Genomic DNA, 18,575 nt, shown 5'->3' on the forward strand with positions numbered 1-18,575 from the left:
TTCGATCATAGACTCTTTAATTTGAAGAAAGAAGGCCATTGTTTTTATGAATAGTTATCAATTAAATCCCGAAGTGCAAAAGAATCGTTGGTGGATTTTGGTATCGGTTTCTATGTTTACGTTTATGTCAACACTAGATGGCAGTATTATCAATATTGCGTTACCGACAATCTCTAAAGACATGAATGTTCCTATGAACCAAGCAGAATGGATTGTGTCCATTTATTTAATTGTTGTGTGTGCGTGTTTATTGTTATTTGGAAAAATCGGTGATAGTTTTGGAAAAATTAAAGTGTATCAAATTGGTACCTTGATTTTTACGATTGGTTCGTTACTGTGTGGTTTTAATCATTCTCTTTCATTTTTATTGTTTGCTCGTGTAGTTCAAGCGATTGGTGCCAGCATGACGATGGCAACGAACTCAGGAATTATTACAGAAGTTTTTCCTATGAATGAACGAGGACGTGCGTTAGGCTCAATTGGGGCATTTGTATCTTTAGGTTCAATTGCCGGCCCTGGTTTAGGTGGCTTAATTTTGTCCCAATTTTCTTGGCCATATATATTTTGGATTAATGTACCTGTTGGCATCATTACGATGATAGCGGGCACTAAATTTTTACCAAAAGATATTACCATGACGAAGAAAAAAATTGATAAATTAGGATTCTTGAGTTTTGCATCTTTCATCGTAACATTTTTTGGTGCAGTATTTATTGGACAAGAAGAAGGATTTCTACACATTGTTCCAGTAACATTATTTATTTTAGCGCTTATTTCATTTGTTTTATTTATTTTGATTGAAAAGAAAGTAAAAATTCCTTTAATTGCTTTTTCCATTTTTAAAAACAAAATTTTTACGCTAAGTTTAATTAGTGCGGTAATTATTTTTTCTTCTAACTTTTTTGTGAATGTGGTCATTCCATTTTATCTACAAAAAGCGCGTGGTTTAGGACCTAGTCAAGCGGGAATTTTAATGATGATTTTCCCGTTGGTCATGGTCATTGGTTCACCATTAAGTGGGTATTTAACCGATAAAATTGGCCCAACAAAATTAGTGTTGACAGGATTATCCTTACTTTCGATTACGCAATTAATGTATATGTTTATGGATGTACAGACACCACTTTGGTATTATGTGATAGCGACAGCCATTATGGGACTAGGAAATTCTTTATTCCAATCGCCAAATAATATGTTAGTCATGAGCAGCGTGGCTAAGGAGGACTTAGGTGTTGCGAGTAGTATGAATGCTTTTGCTCGTAATTTAGGGATGGTTATCGGAATTGCATTATCGACAACCGTATTATATGCCGCGATGAGTCAAAAAATGGGAGAAAAAGTCACGACTTATCTAAATGAGCGACCAGATGTCTTTGTCTATGGGATGAAAATTACCTTTTTATGTTCATTGTTACTATGTCTTTTTTCTCTAATAGTAACTGTTTGGCGTATTCGTAAAAATCCAGCAAACTAATTTGCGAGGGATCTTTGAAGAAAGATCCTTCTTTTTTTATGAAATCGATCGAGCAACTTCTCAAAAAACAATTGTTCATATAAAATAGAGAAAAGCAAAGGAGTTATCAGATGAAAAAGAAAGTCACAATTAGTCAAGTAGCTGAACAGGCAGGTGTTTCAAAAACGACGATTTCTCGTTTTTTAAATGGTCAATATGGAAACATGTCCAAAGAAACGAAAGAACGTATCGCTTCGATAATTGAAGAATTGAATTACCGTCCTAGTCGGCAAGCGCAGGCCTTAAAATCAAAACGTAGTTATTTGATTGGTGTTGTTGTAGCAGATATTTCCAATATGTATTCTTCTTTATTGCTGAAAGGAATTGGAGCTGTTTTAGAACGCAATGGTTATCAGATGATTATTATGGATGCTGCAAATTCTGTCAAACAAGAGCGCAGTTTGTTAGAAAAATTACTGGATCAAGGAGTAGAAGCGATTATCTTACAGGCTTCCTCTAGAAATGCTGAAAACTATCAATTTATTCAAGATTACAATATACCATTGCTGTTAGTGGACAGACAAACTGAACCAGTTATTTGGCCATTAGTAACAACAAATAATCAAGAAACAGTGGAAGAGATTTTACATCAAGCACTGCAAAAAGATTATCAAAAAGTGCTGGTAGTTAGTGAACCATTACAAGATGTTACTACCCGTGAAGTTCGTTATCACACAGTCAAAAATGTGACTGAAAAAATGGGAAAAAAACAAGAGCTGCTTGAAGTAACCTCTGAGACTAATTTAAAACCACTCATTTTTGCAGAACTAAAGAATCCTGAACGAACGTTATTATTTGCTTCTAATGGTCGGGTATTAATGGAATTATTAACGATTCTAATCGAAAATAAAATTGATATTCCGCAACAAATAGGCATTACCGGATTTGATGATTGGAATCTAACAGCTTTGGTTGGACCTGGAATTACCAGTATTGAACAACAATCTCAACAAATTGGAGAGGTTGCTGCAGAGAAATTAGTAAATTTTTTGAAAAATTCAGAAGAATTAGAACAAGAAATCATCGTGCCAGCAAAAGTTCAATGGAGAAAGTCAATTTAATTTTTGTTATTTTATAAAAAATATTTTATTTAAAAGATGCTTTGGGAATCGGTTTCCTAAAGCGTTTTTTCTTTTTGTCTTTTTGAGCAGGTGTTTTTAATTTAAGAAAGCGTTGACATTTCAAGGAAACCGGTTTACTATTTATCTATAGAAACCGGTTAACTTAATGAAAGGATAGTGTTTATGGATAAAGAGAATATTGTATTAAATTTATTAGTATTTGCTGAAAAAGTAGGAAATGGCGCTTCGCAAGCCGAAATATTGCAGAAATCAGCAGAGTTGGGATTTAAAAAAGTCGAAATAAGAAGAGAATATTTTCGAAATATTCATCAAGAGAAGCATGTTATTAAACAACTTGCTTCAGACTTAGGAATCGAGCTGTTTTATAGTGTGCCTGATGAAGTGTTTGTTAATGGAAAATTAAATGACTCTTTGCAAAGCTATTTAGATGAAGCTAAAGAAATGGGCGTCAAACATATTAAATGGAATATTGGTGATTTCCAACCTTCTACATCATTGGATGAATTAGAAAAATTAACGCATACCGATATCAACATTAATATTGAAAATGATCAGACGCAAACATCGGGAACGATTCAAGCAATTAGACAATTTATGGAGAAAGTGGAAGAAGAACAGCTTCCAATTGGATATGTCTATGATTTAGGAAATTGGCGTTTCGTAGGAGAAAACGAAGATGATGCTGCTAAACGATTAAAAGAATACGTTCGTTATATCCATGTGAAAGATGTGCGCTATCAAGCGGATAAACCACAAGCCGCCAAACTAGATGATGGCGAAATTGATTGGCGAACTATTTTAGCTCAATTACCGCAAGATGTTCCTGTGGCTATCGAGTATCCGACGACAAATGATTTAGAAATTAAACAAGCAAAAAAACTTTTAGAGGAGTGGTCTGCATGATAGAAAAACAAACACAAATTAACGCGGAAAAATTTGCTTATCAATTTATGAATAGTCTTCAACGACCTGAAGTGCAAACAGAAGAAATGGAGACAGCAGCAAAAGAATCTTTGGCTGCATACTTAACAGCATATTATTTAGCACAACGTTTCAATAATTTAGAGAACACTTTTTTTGAAGAAAATCATCAACAACGTACTTCAGCATACCAACGAATTTTAAGTGAATTGAATCAGTATTAGGAGGCAAATTAAATGGGTGGAGCAATTACAGGTATTTTGTTAGCGATTACTTTTGTTGCATTTGTTGTATATGCAATGAAGGGTGGAAATTTAACAGTTGGATTTTTTGTAATGGCTGTTTTATGGACGATGATAGGCTTAGTGCCGTTTAATCAAGCAATTAAAGAAATTTTTACAGACCCAGTATTAAATTATGGGAAAACTGCATCATATATTATTTTTGGATCATGGTTTGGTCGTGTGTTAGTTGATACAGGAATTGCAGGAAGTATTAGCCGACGAACCGAAAAAGTTGGCAAGAAAAATCCTGTTTTAGCGACCATTTTGATTGCTTTAGTTATTGCATTAATCTTTACCAGTTCATATGGTGTTGGTTCTGCAATTGCAGTAGGAGTGATTTTATTCCCAATCATGTTTTCAATCGGTGTACCTAAACCTATCGCCGTTAGTGTTTTTACGATGTCGATTGGGGCAGCAATGTATGTTAATAACGTTTTATTTGTTCAATTTCAAGTATTTTTCCCAGAAGTTTCTTGGGATGCGCATTACCAACGATTTGGTTTTGTAGCAATGATTATCCAAATGCTTATCGTTTTATTATTTATTCTATTTAACGCAAAGAAAATTCGTAATGGAAAACCAGAAATTGTAGCAACTGATTCAAGTGAAGCAATCGCAGAAGTTCCAATTTGGACTTATGTGTTACCGGTATTACCCGTTGCTTTAAGCATTTTTGCTAAATGGGATGCAGTGCCAGCTTTATTACTTTCAACAATTATTGCTTTTTTAGCAACTGGAAATATGAAATCGTATACACGTTTTGTCAAAATGATGAATGAAACAGCAACTCATGCTATTAGTGACATTTCAGGCTTATTGATTATGTTATTTGTTTTAACAATGTTTCAATCAGCAGCAGTGCATGCGATGTCTGGATTCACAGAAGTTTTCCAACAAATTATTCCAAGCAGTAAAGTGATCATGATAATTATTATAGCCATCTTGGCACCATTATCATTTTTCCGAGGACCGTTAATGTTATATGGAGCAGGTGCAGCGACAGCAGCAGTATTAGTCGGCACAGGAAAATTTGATCAGTATTTCTTATATGGTTTGCTCGTGGTTCCATCCATGATGGGAGTATCAGCATGTATCACTCAATCTTGGAATTTATGGGCGGTTCAATATGCTAGATTAGATACGAAAACATTCTTGTCTACTGGAATTCCATGGGCATGGGGTGCTACTGTTTTGAATTTAATCGCAGCTTTATATCTATTGTAAAATTGTAAACGTGTACAAAAAAACGAATGAGGAGAATGAACAATGAGTGAATTTTTAACAATTGGTGAACCTATAGCATTATTTGGATCAGAAGAGGTAGATAAAAACTTAAAAGAGGCCAAACATTTTCAAAAATTTTTAGCCGGAGCAGAAGTGAATGTAACCGTAGGAGTTTCTCGCTTGGGACACAGTACGCAATACATTACGCGTTTAGGAAAAGACCCCTTTGGTGAATTTATTATCGATCAATTAAAAGAAAATGAGATTGGCACAGATTATATTGATGAAACATCCGATTATTGGACAGCTTTCCAATTAAAAGATCGTGTTAGCAAGGGAGATCCAAGTATTTTTTATTTCCGTAAAGGATCGGCAGCTGCACATTTTGAAGCATCGGTTTTGGATACAATTGATTTTTCAGAAGTGAAATTGGCGCATCTTTCGGGCATCTTTCCAGCAATTTCTTCTGAAGCATTAACGGCCTTTCGTCATTTTGTTGAATTGTTAGAACAACACCAGATTCAAACTACTTTTGACCCAAATTTACGTCCACAACTTTGGGCAAGCCAAGAAGACATGGTCGCTACTATTAATGAACTAGCTGCACATGCAGATATTATTTTACCGGGGATTAATGAAGGTGAAATTTTAATGGGTAGTCGTAATCCAGAAGACATTGCGGACTTTTATTTAAATAATAGTGAAAAAACCAAAACAGTAGTTGTCAAATTAGGAACAGCAGGGGCGTATGTCAAACAAAAAGATGGGACTTCATTTACAATTCCAGGTTTTAAAGTTGAGCATGTAGTGGATACTGTAGGAGCTGGAGATGGTTTTGCAGCAGGCTTAATCACGGCTTTAATTGAAGGTGAAAGTTTAGAAAATGCAGTTATTCGTGCCAATGCAATTGGTGCTTTGGCAGTGCAATCACCTGGTGATAATGATGGCTATCCAACACCAACAGAACTAGCAGATTTTTTAACAAAAAATAAGGTGGCAAGTAAATGAAATTACAAACAGCAATTGATCGTGTAAGTTTGACAGAAGCGTGTCATTTAGCAGCACAACTTGATGGCAAAACGGACATTATCGAAATGGGCACTTCCTTGGTTAAAGATTATGGTAATTTAGCGATTGAAAAGTTACGAGGTGTCATACATCACAGCGAATTATTGGTCGATAGTAAAACAATTGATGAAGGTGCGTATGAATTTAATCAAGGATTCAAATTTGGTGCCGACATTATCACCGTGATGGGAGCAGCTTCCTATGATACATTGCAAGTGTGTTATGAAGTTAGCCAACAAATAAACAAGACCATGATGATTGATTTATTAGAAGTTTCGGATGAAAAAATAAAAAAAATTCTTGATTTTCCGCAAGCTATTTACACATTGCATCATTCGATTGATAAAAAAGACCAACAAGATGCAGTTGCAAGTGTCTCTGATTTCCATCAAAAGTTTCCGCAAATCAATCGTTTAGCGATTGCAGGTGGAATTGATTTAAAACAAGCAACGGCTTTGGCACAACAAAATTTAGTAGAAGTTGTCATTGTTGGGTCAAAAATTACAAAAGCTTCTTCAATGAACGAAGCAGTAAATGAATTTATGAAGGAGATTAAAGGTTATGATTCAAACAATTATGAACGAAATAAATGAAGTAATGAATTTGGTGGATGAAAAGCAAATTGATGCAACGTTACCATTTTTCAAAAAAGATCAACGAATTTTTATTACAGGTGCAGGCCGTAGCGGGTTTCAAGCAAAAGGATTTGCAATGCGTTTGATGCATATTGGTTATCAAGATTATGTGATGGGAGAAACGATTACGCCATCGATTCAAAAAGGAGATACTTGGATTGCTATTTCAGGATCGGGTACCACTAAAGGCATTGTTACGGATACACAGGTTGCCAAAAAATTAGGTTTAGATATTATTGCTTTAACAAGCGATGCAACTTCTCCTTTGGCACAGCTAGCTGATTGCGTTATTGTTATTCCAGGTGCGACTAAAACAGGTGCAGGCATCAAATCAGTTCAACTCTTATCGACGCTGTTTGATCAAACGGTTCATATCACTTTAGATGCTTTGACCTTAAAACTAGCACAAAGAGATGAAACGTCTAATGAAGATGCGTTGCATGAACATGTAAATGTGGAGTGAGTATTATGAAAAAAATAGAAATTCTCAAAAAAATTGAACGTGCTGGAATTATTGCCGTGATTCGTGGAGAGACAGCAAAAGAAGCTATTCAAAGCAGTGAAGCAATTCTTGCTGGAGGAATTCAAGGGATAGAAGTGACTTTCACGGTTCCGCAAGCGGAGCAAGTGATTTATGAACTACATCAGCGTTACCAAGAATATTCGGAAGTCGTACTAGGTGCCGGTACAGTATTAGATGCAACTACTGCCAGAATCGCTATTAGCGCAGGTGCACAATTTATTGTGAGTCCATGTTTTGATAAAGAAACAGCTAAGCTATGTAATTTATATCAAATTCCTTATTTGCCTGGATGTATGACAATTACTGAAATGAAAACTGCACTTACTTATGGAGCAGATATTATCAAATTGTTTCCAGGCAGTTTATCGGGACCAAATGCAATCAAAGCGTTTCACGGTCCCTTACCGAATGTAGACATCATGCCTACTGGAGGCGTAAATTTAGAAAATTTACATGAATGGGTTGCAGCTGGAAGTATTGCAGTAGGCGTTGGTGGCAATTTATTAGCACCTGCTAAAGACGGTAATTTTGATAAAATGACAGCTTTAGCAAAACAATATCAGAAACGTTATCAAGAAGTCATCAATCAATTATAAAAATGTTTGAAAAAGAGTTTGCAGCTACGGTTGTAGACTCTTTTTCAATACGACAATTCATGGTATACTGAAAAAGTTCGTGAATATGTACAGCATATTTAACTAGAGAGTGAAAGGAAATTAGTGCAGATAAAATGAATAATCCAAATTTAAAAGAACAAGTAGATAGCCGTCGCACCTTTGCGATTATTTCCCATCCGGATGCGGGTAAAACGACCATTACCGAGCAATTATTGCTTTTTGGGGGCGCGATTCGTCAAGCAGGAACTGTTAAAGGGAAAAAAACAGGAAACTTTGCGAAATCTGACTGGATGGAAATCGAGAAACAACGTGGAATTTCAGTAACCAGTTCAGTTATGCAATTCGATTATCAAAATAAACGCGTAAATATTTTGGATACACCCGGACATGAGGATTTCTCAGAAGATACGTATCGAACGTTAATGGCAGTGGATAGTGCAGTCATGGTTATTGACAGTGCCAAAGGGATTGAAGCACAAACGAAGAAATTATTCCAAGTTGTTAAACGCCGCGGTATTCCTATTTTTACGTTTATTAATAAATTAGACCGTGATGGACGTGAACCATTAGAATTATTAGAGGAATTAGAAGAGTTGTTAGATATCGAATCTTATCCAATGAACTGGCCAATTGGTATGGGGAAAGGGATGGAAGGCTTATATGATATTTACAACAATCGTGTGGAGTTGTACCGTCCAGAAAACTATGATGGCGAACGTTTGATTCCATTAGATGAAAATGGAGAAATTCCAGCATCTCATCCATTGACAGAGCAAAGTATTTATACACAAGTTTTAGAAGAAGTAGAATTGTTAAAAGAAGCGGGCGATGAATTTGATACAGAGAAAATTGCGCGCGGCGAACAAACGCCGGTTTTCTTTGGTTCTGCCTTAACTAACTTTGGGGTACAAACATTCCTAGAAACCTTTTTACAATTTGCACCAGCACCATATGCACATAAAACAATGGACGACCAAATGATTAGTCCGTATGAAGAAGAATTCTCTGGTTTCGTCTTTAAAATTCAAGCCAATATGAATCCTGCTCACCGTGACCGAATTGCTTTTGTTCGTGTCTGTTCAGGAACGTTTGAGCGTGGGATGGATGTAGCGTTAGAGCGTACTGGCAAAAAAATGAAATTGAGTAATGTGACGCAATTTATGGCAGATTCCCGTGAAAACGTTCAAGAAGCTGTTGCAGGAGATATTATTGGGGTCTACGATACAGGAAATTATCAAATTGGTGACACCTTATATGAAGGGAAATTAAAAGTTGCGTATGAAGAATTACCTTCATTTACACCAGAACTATTTATGAAAGTTACTGCTAAAAATGTGATGAAACAAAAATCATTCCATAAAGGTATCTATCAATTAGTTCAAGAAGGGGCAATTCAGTTATATAAAACATATTTAACTGATGAATATATTATTGGTGCTGTTGGTCAACTCCAATTTGAAGTTTTCCAACATCGTATGTTAAATGAATACAATTCTGAAGTCATTATGACACCTATGGGAAATAAAATTGCGCGTTGGATTGAACCAGAAGACTTAGATGAACGTATGAGTTCTAGTCGTAACATCTTAGCAAAAGACCGTTTTGATCAACCATTATTCTTGTTTGAAAACCAATTTGCGGAGCGTTGGTTTGCTGACAAGTATCCAAATGTGAAATTGAAGAGTTTGATGTAGGATATTGTTGAAGATTATTCAAACTTACACCTTTTTTATGTCAAGTTAGGCGTAAAAAAGGTGTTTTTTCAGTTGTTTGACAGATAAATTGCGTATTTATCCATGAACAAATTTTGAATAGACGACAAGGAGAAATAATGAGAGAGAAATTAGCAGAACTAGGCAATCAAAATCGATATACGTTTCAAGGGAAGTTTCAGTTTTATGGGTACCAAGGAACGGGCACTTTAACCGTTATTATGAAGAATTCCAACATCCTACTTTTATGATAGCTGACTTAAAAGTTTTTCAAAAAGGAACATTTGAATTGATAGCCGATCATTTATGGATGAATTTAACGAAACAATTTTTAACCTATGGCTGGTTAGAAAAAGGGGATGTCCTTCAATTTGATGGACGAATAACAGATGATCAAAGTAAACAAGAAAAAATCTACGATATTGAACAACCTACCAAAGTCAGCATAGTTAGAAATGGGGTCGAACTTATGCCGGACTTTGTTTTATTGAAAAAAACATATGCTGATTTAGTCAAAGAAATTAAAGAACACAATAAAGAATATTATGCGGCTAGAGATTTTATTGATGCAACGTATTTAACCATTCAGCATTGGCCTAAATTGCAAGTGATAATGATGATTGATGAGCAACCATATACCCAAGAAGAGTTTAAACAACGTTATTTTGATAGAGATGCACTTATCGAACTACATAACAGCGATAAAGTACTAAAACGAATATTTTATAATGGTGAAGTGAAATCAGAAAATATCATCTCAGAAAGTGATATTAATGCGTATTTTGAAAAACAAGATTTTTCGCAATTCTTTTAATTAATTGCGAAAAAAGCTTGTATACTCTAAAATATTTTTAAAGGAGTGAATGAAATGGCGAGCCAATTAACAGTCACGATTGTTTTCAATGGAAAAGAAATTTCCAATAGTTTAGACCCAGCAACTATCGAAACTGTTGCAGAGGCAGAAAAGATTGTCAATGAAGCAATCGAGACGTTTATTCAACGGTATAAATTAAATGATCTACTCGCGCAAAAGGTCCGAAAAGAATCCTATTGGAATAAAGAAGAATTTCTACAAATGAATGAAGAAGATAAATACAGTCTGACCCATTCAAAAGAAATTTATGAATTATTTCAACGCTATCTAAACGAAAGTCATATGGAAAAAGCACAAGCCGTTCGTTTAGCAAAAGAAAATATTGCCAATTATTATCAATTAATTACTGATTTAGAGCATGAAGGCTATGCGCGAGACGTAGCGAAACAGATTGTTGACAACAGCCCACGAAGAAAAGAACGGTTGGAATTTGCAGTGATGGTATTAGGTGATAAAGGGTATCCCAAACACCAACAAGAAATTGCGGAACTAAGAGGGTTTTATGCATAATAAAAAAGAGTGGGACATCATTGTCCGCACTCTTTTTTATTATTCCACAGGTAACGCCTTAGGAATAGATATTTCAATAAACTCACTGTCTTCCAAAATTGTAATATCTTCTTCAGAATACAATTCAGAAGGAATCTTCGCTAAAAAGTGATTCTTTATTTCTTCAACTTCTTCTGGGTGAACTCTTCTCTTGTTATTTACAATTACAATTTCATTATGGAGCGGTGCTTCTGTATAAATAACAGTAGTGTTACCAGCAGTAAAAACTTTGACTAATGAAGCATCAGTATTCTCAAGTTGTTGCTTTACTAATCGAGAGTGGCTATTCGTTACATTTACCAACTTCATATCGCTCACCTCACATTCTCTTGTCTATAAGTCAATTATATTTTTTTTTCAAAGAAATATAAAGTATTATCTCTTAAAAAAGTAAAAAAAGTTGGTCAAAACATAGGGATTGACCAACTTTTTTTCGATAAGAAATCTATTTTATTCTTTTTCATTAGAAGCTTCATTTTTCGCTGTGATAATGACTTTGTCTTCATCGTTTAGAGTAGCTTCTAGAGTGTGTGCTTGTGGATAGTCTAGATAAAATTCTGCAATACCATCTTCAATTTGTTCTTGAATGGTGCGACGTAATGGTCGAGCACCCATTGCTGGGTCATAACCCAATTCCACCAATTTTTCTTCGACATCTTGCGTGACATCAATGTGTAAATGTTGTTGTGCTAACATACCATTCACTTCGTCTAACATTAAAGCAACAATCTTCAATAGATTTTCTTTGCTTAATGCCTTAAATTCGATGATACCATCAAATCGATTCAAAAATTCTGGTGTGAAGTAATGGTGCAATTGGTTCAAGACAGAACGAGTAATTCCTTCTCTGGCAGCCGCAAAACCAACATTGGCTTCAACTTTACCTGTTCCAGCATTACTTGTCATAATGATTAACGTATCTTTAAAGCTGACAGTTCTTCCTTGGGCATCTGTCAAACGGCCATCCTCTAGAATTTGTAAGAACATATGCAGCACATCAGGATGAGCTTTTTCGACTTCATCTAATAGGATTAAACTGTATGGATTGCGACGAACTTTTTCCGTTAATTGACCGGCTTCTTCATAGCCTACATAACCTGGAGGAGAACCGATTAATTTTGAAATACTATGTTTTTCCATGTACTCTGACATATCAAAACGAATCATTGACTCTTCCGAACCAAACATTTCATAAGCTAACTGTTTCGCCAGTTCCGTTTTTCCGACGCCTGTTGGTCCTACGAATAAGAAAGAACCAATTGGACGATTTTTCTTGCCAAGCCCAACACGATTTCGACGAATCGCTTTGGCTACTTTATCGATGGCTTCATCTTGACCAATCACATGTTGTTTTAAGTCATTGGCTAAGTTTTTCAATTGAGTTTGTTCTTTTTCTTTGAGTTCACCAACGGGAATACCGGTGCGTTCTTCAACGATATTTTCCATGATTTTCTCATTAATGATAGGTGTCTCTTCATCCGATACTTGGCGTTCTTTCATTTGTTGGAGTTTATTGATTTGATCACGATAATACGCAGCCTTTTCAAAATCTTCTTCTTGAGAAGCTTGTTGTTTTTGTTGTTGCGCATCTGCTAATTTTTTATCAATTACTTTTGGATCGACAAATTGAATCGTTAAGTTTTCTTTTGAACCTGCTTCATCTAATAAGTCAATTGCTTTATCTGGTAAAAAGCGATCTTGAATATATCGATTAGAAAGAACCGCAGCTGCACGAATGGCTTCGTCTGTATATTTTACATGATGATAATCTTCATAGCGTGGTTGCAAACCTTTCAAAATAGTAATGGTTTCTTCAACAGAAGGTTCATCTACACGCACCGGTTGCATTCTACGTTCTAGTGCGGCATCTTTTTCAATGATTCGATATTCGCTAAGGGTCGTAGCACCGACCATTTGAAGTTCGCCACGAGCTAATGCGGGTTTTAAAATGTTTCCGGCATCTAAATTACCGTCGCCAGCGTTACCCGCACCAACGATTTCATGAACTTCATCAATGAACAAGATGATATTTTCAGCTTGTTTGATTTCTTCAATTAGTTTTTGTACACGTTCTTCAAATTGTCCACGAATACCTGTTCCTTGAACTAAAGAAGCGACATCTAAACGGATGACTTCTTTATCTAATAATTTTTGTGGTACATCGCCATCAACAATTTTTTGTGCCAAACCTTCAACCACAGCCGTTTTTCCAACACCAGGTTCGCCGATTAACACAGGGTTATTTTTCGTACGACGATTTAAAATTTCAATGACACGTTTAATTTCTGCGTCACGTCCCACAACTGGATCGATTTCGCCGTCGCGTGCTTGTTGTGTAATATTGATGCCGTATTCACCTAAAATTCCAGGTGTATTGTTGAGAGGTGGTTGTCCACCATTAAAGTTATTTTGATTTCCACCAGTTTGGGTCGGTGGTGTCTGATTGTACGAAGGTGTTCCTGGTTGCATTTGTTGAGACATTTGTCTAAACAAATCATCTAGACTACCAAAGCCAAACGGATCTTGAGGCATCGCATTTGTTGTTTGTTGACCTTTAATTTTTTGGTAACAACTTTGACAATAGTCAATTTGTTTTCGTTGTCCACCGACATTTGCATATAAATGAATTGTTGCTTCATTTTTTCCACAGTTTTGGCAAAGCATCGTGTCTCACGACCTTTCATATAGTTTTGTCTCTTGTAGTGAGTGTTAAGGAAAAAGGAGGGATATATTTAATTGACCAACTTTGACCTTTAATCATATTATACAATCTTTTAGTGGATATGCAAGTATTTGAATTTGCAGTTTTCATAAAAAGAACTATAATTTCTAAGAGAGAAAAATTATCAGAACTAAAGGGGAATAACTATGGAAAACAATCCTTATATTGATTTATTAGATAAATTAAAAAAAGGTGAAATCGAAGAAATTGTTGTAGAAAAAGAGGCGTTTTTTACGTTTCGAGAGGTTTGGATTGACCGAGAAGACCGCACATCTTTTGTTGGTGAAGCAGGTTTAAATGGGAAAATTATTTATCGTTATGAAGCGGATTCTAAGTAAAAAGCAATTTTCGCAAGTATTTGAGGATTTATTTAGGAAAACGGTTGTCTAACTAACAAAAAAATGGTAATCTTAACAATTGAAAGGGTGGTTAAATTCTGTCTATTAGATAAGAGTTGACAAAAGTAAGCCCTCACAAAAAATTTAGATATCACTAAAGGAGATTGATAATATGGAAAAGAAAGATTTTCACGTAATTGCTGAGACAGGAATTCACGCACGTCCAGCGACTTTATTAGTTCAAACAGCGAGCAAATTTAACTCTGATGTTAACTTAGAGTACAAAGGTAAATCAGTTAACCTTAAATCAATCATGGGCGTTATGTCTTTAGGTGTTGGCCAAGGTTCTGACGTTACAATTACTGCAGAAGGTGCTGACGAAAAAGAAGCAATCGCTGCTATCGTTGAAACAATGCAAAAGGAAGGATTGTCTGAATAATGGTTGAAATGCTAAAGGGCATTGCGGCAAGTGATGGCGTAGCAGTTGCGAAGGCATACCTATTAGTTCAACCTGACTTAACTTTTAAAAAAGTTACAGTTGAAGACACATCTGCTGAAGAAGCTCGTCTAGATGATGCATTAGCTAAATCTACTGAAGAATTAAAACAAATTCGTGATAAAGCTGCTCAAGCTTTAGGCGAAGAAGAAGCGCAAGTATTTGACGCACATTTAATGGTTCTTAGTGACCCAGAAATGATCGGTCAAATCAAGCAAAATATTTCAGACAATAAAGTCAATGCAGAATCTGCGTTAAAAGAAGTTACAGACATGTATATTGGCATGTTTGAAGCAATGGAAGATAATGCATACATGCAAGAACGTGCTGCGGATATCCGCGACGTTGCTAAGCGTGTATTAGCACATTTATTGCAAGTAATTTTACCTAATCCATCGATGATTAATGAAGAAGTTGTTGTGATTGCACATGACTTAACACCGAGTGACACAGCGCAATTAGATCGTAATTTCGTTAAAGCATTCGTTACAAACATTGGTGGACGTACTTCTCACTCAGCGATTATGGCTCGTTCTTTAGAGATTCCAGCAATTGTGGGAACAAAAGATATCACTGACAAAGTAAAAGCTGGTGATATTGTAGCTGTTAACGGTATTGAAGGTGACGTTATTGTCAACCCTACTGAAGAACAAGCTACTGAATTCCACAAAGCTGGCGAAGCTTTCGCTGCTCAAAAAGCAGAATGGGAAAAACTAAAAAATGCCCAAACTGTTACAGCTGACGGTAAACACATCGAATTAGCAGCAAACATTGGTACACCAAAAGATTTAACTGGTGTTCACAACAATGGTGCGGAAGCTATTGGACTTTACCGTACAGAATTCTTGTACATGGATGCTCCAGACTTCCCATCTGAAGAGGACCAATATGAAGCGTATAAAGCTGTATTGGAAGGCATGGATGGTAAACCTGTAGTTGTTCGTACAATGGATATTGGTGGAGATAAAGAACTACCATATCTACAATTACCACATGAAATGAACCCATTCTTGGGATATCGTGCATTACGTATTAGTTTGTCAGAATTAGGCGATGACATGTTCCGTACGCAATTGCGTGCATTGTTACGTTCTTCTGTTCATGGACAATTACGTATCATGTTCCCAATGGTTGCAACGCTGAAAGAATTCCGCGCTGCTAAAAAAATGTATGACGAAGAACGTCAAAAATTAGTTGACGAAGGCGTAGCAGTTGCTGATGATATCCAAGTTGGTATCATGATTGAAATTCCTGCAGCAGCGGTTTTAGCTGACCGTTTTGCGAAAGAAGTTGACTTCTTCAGTATTGGAACAAATGACTTGATTCAATACACAATGGCAGCAGACCGTATGAACGAACAAGTTTCTTACTTGTATCAACCATATAACCCATCAATTCTACGTTTAATTAAGAACGTCGTTGATGCAGCTCACGCTGAAGGTAAATGGGCTGGTATGTGTGGAGAAATGGCCGGCGATCAAATGGCTGTTCCATTATTAGTGGGTATTGGTTTAGATGAGTTCTCAATGAGTGCGACATCTGTTCTAAAAACTCGTAGTCTAATGAAACGTTTAGACACTACTAAAATGCAAGAACTTGCAAATCGTGCGCTGAAAGATTGCGACACAATGGAAGAAGTCGTTGCTTTAGTTGAAGAATACGTTGGTGAATAAGGCTTTTTAAGGTTTTATTCTCAAAAATTGAAAGGCTCTACCTCTCTAATTTTCAGCGGGAGGTAGAGCCTTTTTTTGTTCTGAAAAAACAACTAAATGCCAAATTAAATGCCATTTGATTCTTTTTTTTAGAAACTAGCAAATTTCGCTAACTTATCCGCTGTAGCAATTTTTTGTTTTTGACTAACATGCGTGTAGATATTATTGGTTATTTCGATAGAAGCATGCCCAAGGATTTCTTGAGCTTCTTTCATATCTATGCCAGCTTGATACAACATAGAAGTGTATTTCGCAAGTGAAAAGTGAACCATAACTAATTTTCGTATACTTGGTAATCTAAGATCTTTACACATTTGAATAACTTGTTCCTTCGTTGTCATGATGAAGTGACCTCCTCTAATTGATTAAATAATGCGGCATATGCCATCATGTTATCTTCCGCCTGCTTAGTAATATCGTCATGCTGCATTGAATGACCTTCATTTGGTAGAGATTGTTCGCATAGAAACAATATTCTTTCTGTCGAAACATGATCTAACCGGATAGCTTTAAGCTGGTCAATGGCACTTATCACTTCATCAATATTGTTATTCATTTGTATATAAAAGAGTAACTCTAGAAATTCTTTTTCTTTTCCTATATAATGTTCGTAGTAGATATTTTTTATTTTTGTTGGTGCTTGCCTCAAACATTCACTTTGGGCGATAGCACCTTTTTTCTTTCAAATGTTTTTAAATAATGATTAATATCCATAATCCATTGATGCAATCCCCAACATCGCTCATGTGTAGCGACGAGTTCACCTTCCACAAATAACTTTATTTTCTTTGCACCTACTTTGGCCTTAATATACTTTCCAACATGTCCCTCGGGGACAGAATAATGATTTTGCTTAAAAACAATCGTGCTATATTTGTTAACTCGTACCTCTACTATATCTGCTGGATCAAAGGGTGAAATAGCTGGTCTAGATTGCATTGCTTCTTGACCCAATAATTCATGATGTGGCACTTTATGTTCGTGATGAGTTCTTTTATTTAGTTTTTCTAACGTTGTTTCTAAGTGTATACTTGCTTCATTTGGATAGGTTACACTGGACTAGACAGAAAAAATAAGGTGTGTACAATAAGAGAAAACACCTGGAGGAAAAATTATGTCAAAACGTCAAAGAAGAACCTATTCAAAAGAATTTAAACAACAAATGGTAGATTTGTACAATGCTGGGAAACCGCGAGCAGAAATCGTTCGGGAATATGAATTAACCCCCTCAGCTTTTGATAAATGGGTCAAACAAGCCAATACAACAGGATCATTCAAAGAAAAAGACAACCTAACCCCTGAACAAAAAGAATTAGCTGCTTTACGAAAAAGAAATCAACAGTTAGAAATGGAGAATGATATTTTAAAGCAAGCGGCGCTGATATTCGGACGAAACGACAAGTAATTGATGCCAACAAGCACAAATACTCTATATCAGCGATGTGTCAATGTCTAGGGATTTCTCGCCAAACATATTACTATCAACCAAAGAAAAAACAAAGTGAAGCTGAAATTGAAGAGGCGGTAACCGAAACCTTTTATCAAAAACGCAAAGTCTATGGTACGCGTAAAATAAAAAAGAGCCTAGAAAATCAAGGGATTCGTGTTAGTCGGCGTAAAATCGGCAGAATCATGAAGAATCGTGGGTTGAAGTCTACTTATACGATGGCCTACTATAAGCATCATGGAACTTCTTGTAATGAAGCGCCAGTTAAAAATCTATTGAATCGTGAGTTTTCACATAAAAATCCATTAGAAGCAATCATAACAGATTTAACCTATGTACGAGTTGGAAAGAAATGGCACTATATTTGTTTGATATTAGACTTGTTCAATCGTGAAATCATTGGTTATTCTTGTGGCGAGCATAAATCTGCGGCTCTAGTAAAAAAAGCTTTCAGCCGTATATCTTATCCATTAACAGAAGTAGAACTTTTTCATACGGATCGTGGGAAAGAATTTGATAATCAAACAATTGAAATGATTTTACAAGCATTTGGTATCACACGTTCACTTAGTAAAAAAGGCTGTCCTTATGATAATGCCGTAGCAGAATCTATGTATAAATCCGTCAAAATCGAATTTGTTTATTCAAAAAAAATTGAGACTTTGAAGGAATTAGAACTAGAATTATTTGATTATGTACATTGGTGGAATCATCTTCGTTTGCACGGTACACTTGGCTACGAGACACCCATTCATATCCGTTATCAGAGATTGGCGCAGCAAACCCTTGACAATGAGCATGGTCATGATAGCGAAAGCGAGGCAGCGTAATTCCCAATTGAGCTTCTGCCGTTGAAAT

The 18,575-nt window shown here is 35.9% G+C and carries 22 protein-coding genes; 17 read left to right on the forward strand and 5 right to left on the reverse strand.

What is annotated here, in order from left to right; translation table 11 throughout:
- The first annotated feature begins 46 nt into the window (after positions 1 to 46).
- From PYW32_RS05040 to PYW32_RS05100, 13 genes are all read left to right on the forward strand, one after another.
- Positions 47 to 1,474 carry an MFS transporter gene (locus PYW32_RS05040; RefSeq protein WP_016175423.1) on the forward strand — a complete coding sequence of 476 codons (1,428 nt, stop codon included), beginning with the start codon at positions 47 to 49 and terminating at the stop codon, positions 1,472 to 1,474.
- Between the two features lie 110 nt (positions 1,475 to 1,584).
- Positions 1,585 to 2,574, forward strand: coding sequence for a LacI family DNA-binding transcriptional regulator (locus PYW32_RS05045; protein WP_016175422.1), 990 nt, complete (start codon positions 1,585 to 1,587; stop codon positions 2,572 to 2,574).
- A 183-nt stretch (positions 2,575 to 2,757) separates the two neighbouring features.
- Positions 2,758 to 3,498, forward strand: a complete 741-nt coding sequence (locus PYW32_RS05050) for a sugar phosphate isomerase/epimerase family protein (RefSeq protein WP_016175421.1) — start codon at positions 2,758 to 2,760, stop codon at positions 3,496 to 3,498.
- Positions 3,495 to 3,740 carry a hypothetical protein gene (locus tag PYW32_RS05055; RefSeq protein ID WP_016175420.1) on the forward strand — a complete coding sequence of 82 codons (246 nt, stop codon included), beginning with the start codon at positions 3,495 to 3,497 and terminating at the stop codon, positions 3,738 to 3,740. The genes PYW32_RS05050 and PYW32_RS05055 overlap by 4 nt, the downstream gene beginning before the upstream one ends.
- Before the next feature lie 12 nt (positions 3,741 to 3,752).
- The gene (locus PYW32_RS05060) at positions 3,753 to 5,024 is read left to right on the forward strand and encodes a hypothetical protein (RefSeq protein ID WP_016175419.1); all 1,272 of its coding nucleotides are present in this window, start codon (positions 3,753 to 3,755) and stop codon (positions 5,022 to 5,024) included.
- Positions 5,025 to 5,066: 42 nt separating this feature from the next.
- Complete coding sequence (locus PYW32_RS05065) at positions 5,067 to 6,032, forward strand: sugar kinase (protein WP_016175418.1); 966 nt, start codon at positions 5,067 to 5,069, stop codon at positions 6,030 to 6,032.
- The gene (locus tag PYW32_RS05070; RefSeq protein ID WP_016175417.1) at positions 6,029 to 6,685 is read left to right on the forward strand and encodes an orotidine 5'-phosphate decarboxylase / HUMPS family protein; all 657 of its coding nucleotides are present in this window, start codon (positions 6,029 to 6,031) and stop codon (positions 6,683 to 6,685) included. The genes PYW32_RS05065 and PYW32_RS05070 overlap by 4 nt, the downstream gene beginning before the upstream one ends.
- Positions 6,654 to 7,190 (forward strand): 6-phospho-3-hexuloisomerase, encoded by a 537-nt coding sequence (gene hxlB, locus PYW32_RS05075; protein ID WP_016175416.1) that lies wholly within the window; start codon positions 6,654 to 6,656, stop codon positions 7,188 to 7,190. Before PYW32_RS05070 ends, hxlB begins: the two co-directional genes overlap by 32 nt.
- 5 nt (positions 7,191 to 7,195) lie before the next feature.
- A complete protein-coding gene (locus PYW32_RS05080) occupies positions 7,196 to 7,846 on the forward strand; it encodes a bifunctional 4-hydroxy-2-oxoglutarate aldolase/2-dehydro-3-deoxy-phosphogluconate aldolase (protein ID WP_016175415.1) in 651 nt (216 codons plus the stop codon).
- Positions 7,847 to 7,980: 134 nt separating this feature from the next.
- On the forward strand, positions 7,981 to 9,561 hold the full coding sequence (locus tag PYW32_RS05085) for a peptide chain release factor 3 (protein WP_016175414.1): 1,581 nt from the start codon (positions 7,981 to 7,983) through the stop codon (positions 9,559 to 9,561).
- Between the two features lie 137 nt (positions 9,562 to 9,698).
- The gene (locus tag PYW32_RS05090) at positions 9,699 to 9,830 is read left to right on the forward strand and encodes a hypothetical protein (RefSeq protein WP_016175413.1); all 132 of its coding nucleotides are present in this window, start codon (positions 9,699 to 9,701) and stop codon (positions 9,828 to 9,830) included.
- Between the two features lie 38 nt (positions 9,831 to 9,868).
- Entirely contained in the window at positions 9,869 to 10,393 is a 525-nt protein-coding gene (locus PYW32_RS05095; RefSeq protein WP_248636480.1) for a hypothetical protein, read from the forward strand.
- Between the two features lie 54 nt (positions 10,394 to 10,447).
- Positions 10,448 to 10,963 carry a hypothetical protein gene (locus PYW32_RS05100; protein WP_016175411.1) on the forward strand — a complete coding sequence of 172 codons (516 nt, stop codon included), beginning with the start codon at positions 10,448 to 10,450 and terminating at the stop codon, positions 10,961 to 10,963.
- A gap of 39 nt (positions 10,964 to 11,002) precedes the next feature.
- Here the strand turns inward: PYW32_RS05100 and PYW32_RS05105 are convergent, their stop codons facing one another.
- Both PYW32_RS05105 and PYW32_RS05110 read right to left on the reverse strand, forming a co-directional pair.
- Positions 11,003 to 11,311 carry a DUF1827 family protein gene (locus tag PYW32_RS05105; RefSeq protein ID WP_016175410.1) on the reverse strand — a complete coding sequence of 103 codons (309 nt, stop codon included), beginning with the start codon at positions 11,309 to 11,311 and terminating at the stop codon, positions 11,003 to 11,005.
- Between the two features lie 141 nt (positions 11,312 to 11,452).
- Positions 11,453 to 13,666, reverse strand: a complete 2,214-nt coding sequence (locus PYW32_RS05110) for an ATP-dependent Clp protease ATP-binding subunit (RefSeq protein ID WP_016175409.1) — start codon at positions 13,664 to 13,666, stop codon at positions 11,453 to 11,455.
- A 204-nt stretch (positions 13,667 to 13,870) separates the two neighbouring features.
- On the opposite strand from PYW32_RS05110, the gene PYW32_RS05115 reads away from it, so the two are divergent.
- The 3 genes from PYW32_RS05115 to ptsP all read left to right on the forward strand — a co-directional run bounded on the left by PYW32_RS05115 (position 13,871) and on the right by ptsP (position 16,231).
- Positions 13,871 to 14,062, forward strand: coding sequence for a protein YkzS (locus PYW32_RS05115; protein ID WP_016175408.1), 192 nt, complete (start codon positions 13,871 to 13,873; stop codon positions 14,060 to 14,062).
- Between the two features lie 172 nt (positions 14,063 to 14,234).
- A complete protein-coding gene (locus PYW32_RS05120) occupies positions 14,235 to 14,501 on the forward strand; it encodes a phosphocarrier protein HPr (RefSeq protein ID WP_016175407.1) in 267 nt (88 codons plus the stop codon).
- Positions 14,501 to 16,231: a phosphoenolpyruvate--protein phosphotransferase gene (ptsP, locus tag PYW32_RS05125; protein WP_016175406.1), complete on the forward strand. Its 1,731-nt coding sequence runs from the start codon at positions 14,501 to 14,503 to the stop codon at positions 16,229 to 16,231. The genes PYW32_RS05120 and ptsP overlap by 1 nt, the downstream gene beginning before the upstream one ends.
- A gap of 128 nt (positions 16,232 to 16,359) precedes the next feature.
- Here ptsP and PYW32_RS05130 read toward each other — a convergent pair whose 3' ends face one another.
- From PYW32_RS05130 to PYW32_RS05140, 3 genes are read right to left on the reverse strand one after another with little or no spacing between them, the layout of a single operon-like run.
- A complete protein-coding gene (locus PYW32_RS05130; RefSeq protein WP_016175405.1) occupies positions 16,360 to 16,611 on the reverse strand; it encodes a tyrosine-type recombinase/integrase in 252 nt (83 codons plus the stop codon).
- On the reverse strand, positions 16,608 to 16,919 hold the full coding sequence (locus PYW32_RS05135; protein WP_016175404.1) for a hypothetical protein: 312 nt from the start codon (positions 16,917 to 16,919) through the stop codon (positions 16,608 to 16,610). The genes PYW32_RS05130 and PYW32_RS05135 overlap by 4 nt, the downstream gene beginning before the upstream one ends.
- Complete coding sequence (locus PYW32_RS05140; RefSeq protein ID WP_016175403.1) at positions 16,916 to 17,242, reverse strand: IS21 family transposase; 327 nt, start codon at positions 17,240 to 17,242, stop codon at positions 16,916 to 16,918. Before PYW32_RS05140 ends, PYW32_RS05135 begins: the two co-directional genes overlap by 4 nt.
- A 142-nt stretch (positions 17,243 to 17,384) precedes the next feature.
- Here PYW32_RS05140 and PYW32_RS05145 point away from each other — a divergent pair.
- Positions 17,385 to 18,547 (forward strand): IS3 family transposase gene (locus PYW32_RS05145; RefSeq protein ID WP_102035477.1). Its coding sequence is split into 2 segments (ribosomal slippage): positions 17,385 to 17,661 and positions 17,661 to 18,547, totalling 1,164 coding nucleotides; the frame shifts between segments, so codons are not numbered across the junction.
- The last annotated feature ends 28 nt before the right edge of the window (positions 18,548 to 18,575 follow it).

This window comes from Enterococcus saccharolyticus subsp. saccharolyticus (assembly GCF_029023825.1).
Classification (GTDB): domain Bacteria; phylum Bacillota; class Bacilli; order Lactobacillales; family Enterococcaceae; genus Enterococcus_F; species Enterococcus_F saccharolyticus.

Bases quoted from the DNA above. Each gene is read 5' to 3' on its own strand.
- PYW32_RS05090 (WP_016175413.1), top strand. From the start codon at position 9,699: ATGAGAGAGAAATTAGCAGAACTAGGCAATCAAAATCGATATACGTTT.
- PYW32_RS05065 (WP_016175418.1), top strand. From the start codon at position 5,067: ATGAGTGAATTTTTAACAATTGGTGAACCTATAGCATTATTTGGATCA.
- PYW32_RS05130 (WP_016175405.1), bottom strand. From the start codon at position 16,611: ATGACAACGAAGGAACAAGTTATTCAAATGTGTAAAGATCTTAGATTA.
- PYW32_RS05040 (WP_016175423.1), top strand. From the start codon at position 47: ATGAATAGTTATCAATTAAATCCCGAAGTGCAAAAGAATCGTTGGTGG.
- PYW32_RS05060 (WP_016175419.1), top strand. From the start codon at position 3,753: ATGGGTGGAGCAATTACAGGTATTTTGTTAGCGATTACTTTTGTTGCA.
- PYW32_RS05080 (WP_016175415.1), top strand. From the start codon at position 7,196: ATGAAAAAAATAGAAATTCTCAAAAAAATTGAACGTGCTGGAATTATT.
- PYW32_RS05085 (WP_016175414.1), top strand. From the start codon at position 7,981: ATGAATAATCCAAATTTAAAAGAACAAGTAGATAGCCGTCGCACCTTT.
- hxlB (WP_016175416.1), top strand. From the start codon at position 6,654: ATGATTCAAACAATTATGAACGAAATAAATGAAGTAATGAATTTGGTG.
- PYW32_RS05120 (WP_016175407.1), top strand. From the start codon at position 14,235: ATGGAAAAGAAAGATTTTCACGTAATTGCTGAGACAGGAATTCACGCA.
- PYW32_RS05105 (WP_016175410.1), bottom strand. From the start codon at position 11,311: ATGAAGTTGGTAAATGTAACGAATAGCCACTCTCGATTAGTAAAGCAA.
- PYW32_RS05045 (WP_016175422.1), top strand. From the start codon at position 1,585: ATGAAAAAGAAAGTCACAATTAGTCAAGTAGCTGAACAGGCAGGTGTT.
- PYW32_RS05055 (WP_016175420.1), top strand. From the start codon at position 3,495: ATGATAGAAAAACAAACACAAATTAACGCGGAAAAATTTGCTTATCAA.
- PYW32_RS05100 (WP_016175411.1), top strand. From the start codon at position 10,448: ATGGCGAGCCAATTAACAGTCACGATTGTTTTCAATGGAAAAGAAATT.
- PYW32_RS05070 (WP_016175417.1), top strand. From the start codon at position 6,029: ATGAAATTACAAACAGCAATTGATCGTGTAAGTTTGACAGAAGCGTGT.
- PYW32_RS05115 (WP_016175408.1), top strand. From the start codon at position 13,871: ATGGAAAACAATCCTTATATTGATTTATTAGATAAATTAAAAAAAGGT.
- PYW32_RS05110 (WP_016175409.1), bottom strand. From the start codon at position 13,666: ATGCTTTGCCAAAACTGTGGAAAAAATGAAGCAACAATTCATTTATAT.
- PYW32_RS05050 (WP_016175421.1), top strand. From the start codon at position 2,758: ATGGATAAAGAGAATATTGTATTAAATTTATTAGTATTTGCTGAAAAA.
- ptsP (WP_016175406.1), top strand. From the start codon at position 14,501: ATGGTTGAAATGCTAAAGGGCATTGCGGCAAGTGATGGCGTAGCAGTT.